Raw genomic sequence first — 6,207 nt, forward strand, 5'->3', positions numbered from 1 at the left:
CGCGCCCTCATCGCGCGCGGCGCCGACGATCCGCGCCCTCGCCGTATTCCGTTGCCCGCCAGCCGGAGTCCGCCTCGTGCGCGCCGGGCCTTGACGCGCGCCCGGCCCGACATCGCGTCGACGGCCGGCCGCGCTGGCCGCTGGCGGCCCGTTGCCTCGTTCCGACTTTCCATCCGGAGCCTCGTTTCATGACTCGCCCCTCCACCTCGCGCCGCGATTTCCTCGCGCGGAGCACGCTGTACCTGGCCGCCGCAACCGCCGCCGGCCCCGCGCTCGCGAGCGAATCCGCCGCGCACGCCTCGCCCGCTGCCGCCGACACAGCCGCCTCCGACACCGCCGCGCGCGATCATCTGCGCATGATGAACACGCTGCCGCCGGACGCGCCGAAGGTCGCCATGCTGATTCACCCGCAGATGGTGGCGCTCGATCTGGTCGGTCCGTTGACCGTCTTCAAGGTTGCGCGCTTCGACACGCAACTCGTCGGCAAGACGCGCGAGCCCGTCTCGAGCGTCGAAGGCCTGCCGTTCGCGCCGACGCACACGTTCGCCGACTGCGCCGCCGACGTCGACGTGCTGTTCGTGCCCGGCGGCATCATGGGCACGATCGGCGCGATGAACGATCCGGCCACGCTCGATTTCCTGGCCTCGCGCGGGCGCACCGCGACGTGGGTGACGAGCGTCTGCACCGGCGGCCTGCTGCTCGGCGCGGCCGGCTTGCTGCGCGGCTACGACGCCACCGCGCATTGGGCCGTGGCCGATCTGCTGCCGATCCTCGGCGCGCGCCACGTGAACCGGCGCGTGGTGACCGACCGCAACCGCATGACGGCGGGCGGCGTGACGGCCGGCGTGGATTTCGCGCTGACGCTGGTCGCGCAACTGAAGGGCGAGGAAACCGCGCGCCGCGCGGCGCTGACGATCGAATACGCGCCCGCGCCGCCGTTCCTGAGCGGCACGCCCGAGGAAGCTGGCCCCGAACGCACGCAGGCGATGCGCGACAGCCGCCACTGGATGGACAATCAGGCGAAGCTGGCCGCGCAGGCCGCCGCGAAACGGCTCGGGATCGACGCATGACGCCGCCCGTCCTGCTCCCCGCCGCGCTGCGCTGCGCCGCGGCCGCCGCGCTGGCCGCCTTTGCCGTGGCCGCGCATGCGCAGGCCACGGCCACGCCCGACGCGAACCCGGCCACGCCGAACGTGGCGCTGCCGTCCATCTCCGTCAGCGCCGCGCCGAGTCCCACCTACGCCGCCGCATCGCGCGCGCAGGCCTCCACCCGCACCGACACGCCGCTCGAGGACTACCCCGCGTCGATCCAGGTCGTGCCGGCCGAGGTCCTGCAGGATCGCGGCGTGACGCGCATCGATCAGGTGGCCGAGAACGTCAGCGGCGTGCACGCCGAGGCGAGCTACGGCGGCAACGGCGCGACGTTCTTCAACATCCGCGGCTTCAGCGAGAGCAACGGCCTGCGCGACGGCTTCCGCAACTACGGCTACTACGCGTTCCGCGACGTGCAGAACATCGACCGCATCGAAATCTTCAAGGGGCCGGCCGGCGCGCTGTACGGCGGCATCGGCGCGGTGGGCGGCAATCTCGACACCGTCTCGAAGCGCCCCGAACGCGACGATTTCGGCGAGATCGGCGTGACCGCCGGCACCTACGGCCTCGCGCGCACCACGCTCGACCTGAACCGCGCGCTGAACGGCGAACTGAGCATCCGCCTCAACGCGTCGGCCGAAACCGATTCGACGTTCCGCGACAACGCCGGCTCGCGCTCGTGGTCGTTCGCGCCGGCGATCACCTGGGACAACCACCACGGCACCTCGGTCACGCTGCTCAGCGAGTTCAACCACCAGAACCGCGACGGCTTCGATTTCGGCGTGCCGGCCGTGGCCAATTACCAGGACCTGTCGCGCACGCGCTACTACGGGCTGCGCAGCGGCGTGTACCCCGGCGTCGAGGGCGATTACGGCCGCAACGACACGCTGTCCGAAACGCTGCTGTTCGAACACGCGCTGTCGGAGAACTGGACGCTGCGGCTGTCCGGGCAATACACCTACGCGCGCCAGTTGTCGACGCAGTCGTTCCCGGACGGCACCGTCGCTAACGGCAACCTGCTCGATTACTCGGTGTACAGCGACGCCAACGAAGTCTCGCGCCAGTACGCCGCGCGCGCCGAGCTGGCCGGCCATTTCGCCACCGGCAGCGTCAGGCATTCGGTGCTGGCGGGCGTGGATTACAGCTATCTGGAAGTGGGCAGCGGCGGCTCGTCGGTTTCGAACATGACGGAGGATCTGTTCAACCCGGGCTACGTGTCCGGGCTGACGCCGGGCGATCCGCTACCCGGCCACCAGGGGCGCGGCGCGGATTACGGCGCCTATCTGCAGGATCTGGTCGAACTGACGCGGCAGGTCAAGCTGCAGGCGGGGTTGCGCGTGGACCGCTTCGTCAATCGCGCCGACCAGGCCGGCGAGGCCACCGGCCGCGGCCAGCAGACGGCGTTCTCGCCGCGCTTCGGCGTGGTGTGGGAACCGGTGAGCGGCACCTCGCTGTTCGCGGACTGGAGCCGCAGCTACGCGCCGAACGTGGGCCACAGCGGCAGCAACGTCACGTATCCGGCGGAGCTGGCCGAGCAGGTGGAGATCGGCGTCAAGCAGGCGCTGATTCCGCAGCGGCTCAGCGCGAACCTGGCGCTGTTCAGCCTGAACCGCAACCACATCCTGACGACCGATCCGACCAACCCGCTGCTCGAGGTACTGACCGGCAAGCAGCGCAGCCAGGGCGTGGAACTCGACATCGCCGGCAACCTCACGCGGCACTGGAAGGCGATCTTCACGTACGCCTACACGCTGGCCAAGGTGACGAGCGACACGAGCTTTCCGGTGGGCGATCTGCTGAGCAACGTGCCGCGGCACAGCGCGAGCCTGTGGACGGTCTATCAGGTGCCGGCAGTGCCGGGCCTGCAAGTGGGGGCCGGCCTGTATTACGTCGGCGCGCGCGAGGCCACGCTGCCGAACACGTTCCGGCTCGGCGGCTACCTGCGCACCGACGCGATGGCGTCCTATCAACGCGGGCCGTGGAAGACGCAGCTGAACGTCTACAACCTGTTCAACCGCAAGTACTACACGGGCGGATCGGCGGCGACGTTCGATTACACGCTGATGCCGAGCCCGCCGTTGACGGCGCAGGTGACGGTGTCGTATCGGTTTTGATGGTCCGGCGGCGGGCGGATGCCTGCCGCCGCGATCGGATAAGCTCGATGGCGGCGAGCCGCGCCGTCGCGGCGGCCGCCTCTGGATTCCCCCCAACCAAGCCGATGACCACCCTCATGCATCCCGTCCCGCCCCCGCCCGGCGCCGTGCTCCTGCTGATCGACCTGCAACGGGCGATCGACCATCCCGATTGGGGCGTGCGCAACAATCCGCACGCCGAACGGCAGATCGCCCGCCTGCTCGAACGATGGCGCAGCCGGGGCTGGCCGGTGTGGCATGTCCGGCACGATTCCAGCGAGGCCGGCTCGCACTACCGGCCGGGCCAGCCGGGGCATGCGTTCAAGCCCGAATGCGCGCCCGCGGCGGGCGAACCGGTGATCGCGAAGCAAACCAACAGCGCGTTCATCGGCACCGGCCTGGAAGCGCGGCTGCGCGACGCCGGCCACGACACGCTGGTGGTGGCGGGCGTCATCACGAACAACTCGGTCGAGGCGACGGTACGCATGGCCGGCAATCTCGGCTTCCGCACCTATCTCGTCGCCGACGGCTGCTTCACGTTTGCCCGCGCCGATTGGAACGGCAGCCCGCGCAGCGCGGACGACGTTCATGCGATGTCGCTGGCCAATCTCGACGGCGAATACTGCACGGTCACGACGGCCGACGCGGTGTTGGGCGCGCAGGCGCGTTGATCGGTCGAGCGCTTGCGTCTGCCGAAGCCTTGCGCGGCCCATTTCGGCCGCTGTGGACGACCGTGCCGTGCCGTTGCGCGATGGCGCGGATGGCCTCGACCGCCCGCGCCCGCGCGATCCGGAAACGGAATTCGGGCGGCATCGGACGCGAGATTCAGGGCGATCGAACGCGTCCGAGACCGCAACAGCGGTCGCGGTGCCGGACACGACACCGCATCGTTAAGATAACTTTTCTTATCGACACGACACGATCGAATCATCAAACTGACTGATCCGAAATCGCGCCACCCACCGCCCGCCACCCGGAATCAATCGATCGTGAACACCGTGCGCCGCCGGCTATCCGTCTTCGCCCACGCCTCGCCGACCTGCGCCAACGGCACCGCGTGCGCATCGATCCGCAGCCCCGCCTTCGGCGCGACGTCGAGCACCATGCGCAGCGCCTCGATCAGCATCGGCAACGGCACGCTGCCGATCCCGCTGCCCATCAGCGTGATCGCGGTCGAACGCAGCACGGCGGCCGGCAGCGAAATCTCGCCGCCGCCGATCGCGCCGATCTGCACGTAGCGCAGCGCGGCCAGATCGGGCAGCGCACGCGCCGCCGCGACCAGCAGTGCGTGGGCGCTCGGCCCCCACAGGTAATCGAGCACGATGTCCACGCCGCCCGAGAACTGCTCGCGCAACGCGGCGTCGAGCGCGCCGTCCTGGCTCAGCGGCACGATCACGTCCGCGCCGAGCGCGGTCAGTTCGGCCAGCGCGGTGGCGTCGCGCCCGGTGGCGATCACCTTGCCCGCGCCCAGATATTTCGCAAGCTGCACGGCAAGCCGCCCCGACGAACCGGTCGCGCCGTTCACGAGCACCGTCTCGCCGAATTGCAGCCGCACGCGCTCCTTGAGCGCGGCCCACGACGACATGCCGGGAATCGCCAGCGCGGCGGCCGTCACGTCGTCGAGCGCGTCGGGCACCGGCAGGCAATGCGCCTCGACGGCGACGCTGCGCTCGGCCATCGCGCCATGCGGCGCAGCCGGCCCGAAGAAGTACACGCGCCGGCCGTCGGCATCCTCGCCCACGCCGTCGATGCCCGGCACGAACGGCACGAACGCCCCGCCCTGGCCCGCGGCCTCCGACGTGTAATGCACGCCCGCCGCGCGCGAGCGCGTGACGTGGCTCAGCGCGGCGGCGCGCACGCGGATCTCGCGGCTGCCCGCGCCGGCGCGCGGCGCGTCGAAGTCGCCGTACACCGGCGTCTGGCCGGCCGATTTCACGATTGCTGCTTTCATGGGGTTCCTCCGTGGATGTCCGGTTCGAAGCGATATTGCGCGCTCGCGATGCCGACGCTCACTGTGCGCCGATCCAGGCGCGCAAGGCGGGGTCGCGCACCTCCAGCACCTCGAACACACCGAGCGCGCGCAGCGCCGGCAGCGCGGCCAGGATGTCCGCCCGCGCCTCGGCGCGCGCTTCCGGCGACGCATCGGGCGTGCCCAGCACGCGCGCATTGACGAGAAACGCGCCCACCGTGCCCTTGCGCACGCCGACGCCGTTGATTTCCGCCCGATCCTGCCCGTCGGGCAGCAGGTGTTCCGCTCGCATCGCAATCCTCCTTGGGCGCTCGCCGCGCGGCGCCGGTTTCGATGCAAGCCAGTTTATCGAGATAGAATCGGCCCAACTCCCTCATGCAAGCCATTCGATACGGAATTTCGGCCATGCTCGATCCCCTGCTGCCCCCACCGCTCGTGCTCCAGCCGGGCGGGCCGTTAGTTGCGGCTGCGGAATTGACGCAGTCGTCGGCGCGCGAAACGGACGCGCACCGGCACCCGCGCGGCCAGTTGATCGGCGCGTTGAGCGGACTGCTGTCGGTGGGATTGGAGGCGCAGCAGTGGGTGGTGCCGGCCACCCATGCGATCTGGGTGCCGCCCCACCACTGGCATTCGCTGCGCTCGCACGGCCCGTTCTCGGGCTGGAGCGTGTTCGTCGAGGAAGCGGCGGCCCGCGCGAGCCTGCCTGCCGAGCCGCGCGCGATCCGCACCAACCCGCTGCTGCGCGAAGCGGTGCGGCGCGCGGCCAGTTGGCCGGGCGGCCCGCGCGATGCCGACGAGACGCGCATCGCGGAACTGATCGTGGCGGAAATCGCGGCCTCGCCGGCGCAGGCGCTGGGCCTGTCGAAGAGCGGAAGAGCACACGCCTGAACTCCAGCCACCATAGATTAACTCGCATGCCGGCTTCTGCTTGAAAAAAAAACATCAGCATTGTTAACTGCCACTCCGCCGCCGCCTGCGTGGCCAGCCGTTCCCTCCACGTCATCACTACTGTCGC

General features: G+C 70.2%; 5 protein-coding genes and 1 pseudogene. 4 read left to right on the top strand and 2 right to left on the bottom strand.

All coding sequences use genetic code 11. The features are described 5' to 3' along the window. The first annotated feature begins 188 nt into the window (after positions 1-188). The 3 genes from G3N92_RS29630 (at position 189) to G3N92_RS29640 (ending at position 3,894) form a co-directional block, all read left to right on the top strand. Positions 189-1,070: a DJ-1/PfpI family protein gene (locus G3N92_RS29630; RefSeq protein WP_241015099.1), complete on the top strand. Its 882-nt coding sequence runs from the start codon at positions 189-191 to the stop codon at positions 1,068-1,070. Beyond that, a complete protein-coding gene (locus G3N92_RS29635; protein ID WP_206131124.1) occupies positions 1,067-3,205 on the top strand; it encodes a TonB-dependent siderophore receptor in 2,139 nt (712 codons plus the stop codon). Before G3N92_RS29630 ends, G3N92_RS29635 begins: the two co-directional genes overlap by 4 nt. A gap of 104 nt (positions 3,206-3,309) precedes the next feature. Continuing rightward, positions 3,310-3,894, top strand: coding sequence for a cysteine hydrolase family protein (locus G3N92_RS29640; protein WP_241015100.1), 585 nt, complete (start codon positions 3,310-3,312; stop codon positions 3,892-3,894). 308 nt (positions 3,895-4,202) lie between these two features. On the opposite strand, the gene G3N92_RS29645 is transcribed toward G3N92_RS29640, so the two are convergent. Then, positions 4,203-5,174: a zinc-binding alcohol dehydrogenase family protein gene (locus tag G3N92_RS29645; protein WP_206131125.1), complete on the bottom strand. Its 972-nt coding sequence runs from the start codon at positions 5,172-5,174 to the stop codon at positions 4,203-4,205. Positions 5,175-5,232: 58 nt separating this feature from the next. Then, the gene (locus G3N92_RS29650) at positions 5,233-5,484 is read right to left on the bottom strand and encodes a hypothetical protein (RefSeq protein ID WP_206131126.1); all 252 of its coding nucleotides are present in this window, start codon (positions 5,482-5,484) and stop codon (positions 5,233-5,235) included. Positions 5,485-5,597: 113 nt separating this feature from the next. On the opposite strand from G3N92_RS29650, the pseudogene G3N92_RS29655 reads away from it, so the two are divergent. Next, positions 5,598-6,053: pseudogene (locus tag G3N92_RS29655) on the top strand (AraC family ligand binding domain-containing protein); the annotation flags it as partial. Between the last annotated feature and the right edge of the window lie 154 nt (positions 6,054-6,207).

The organism is Burkholderia sp. Ac-20379 (assembly GCF_017104645.1).
In the GTDB taxonomy this organism is placed as follows: domain Bacteria; phylum Pseudomonadota; class Gammaproteobacteria; order Burkholderiales; family Burkholderiaceae; genus Burkholderia.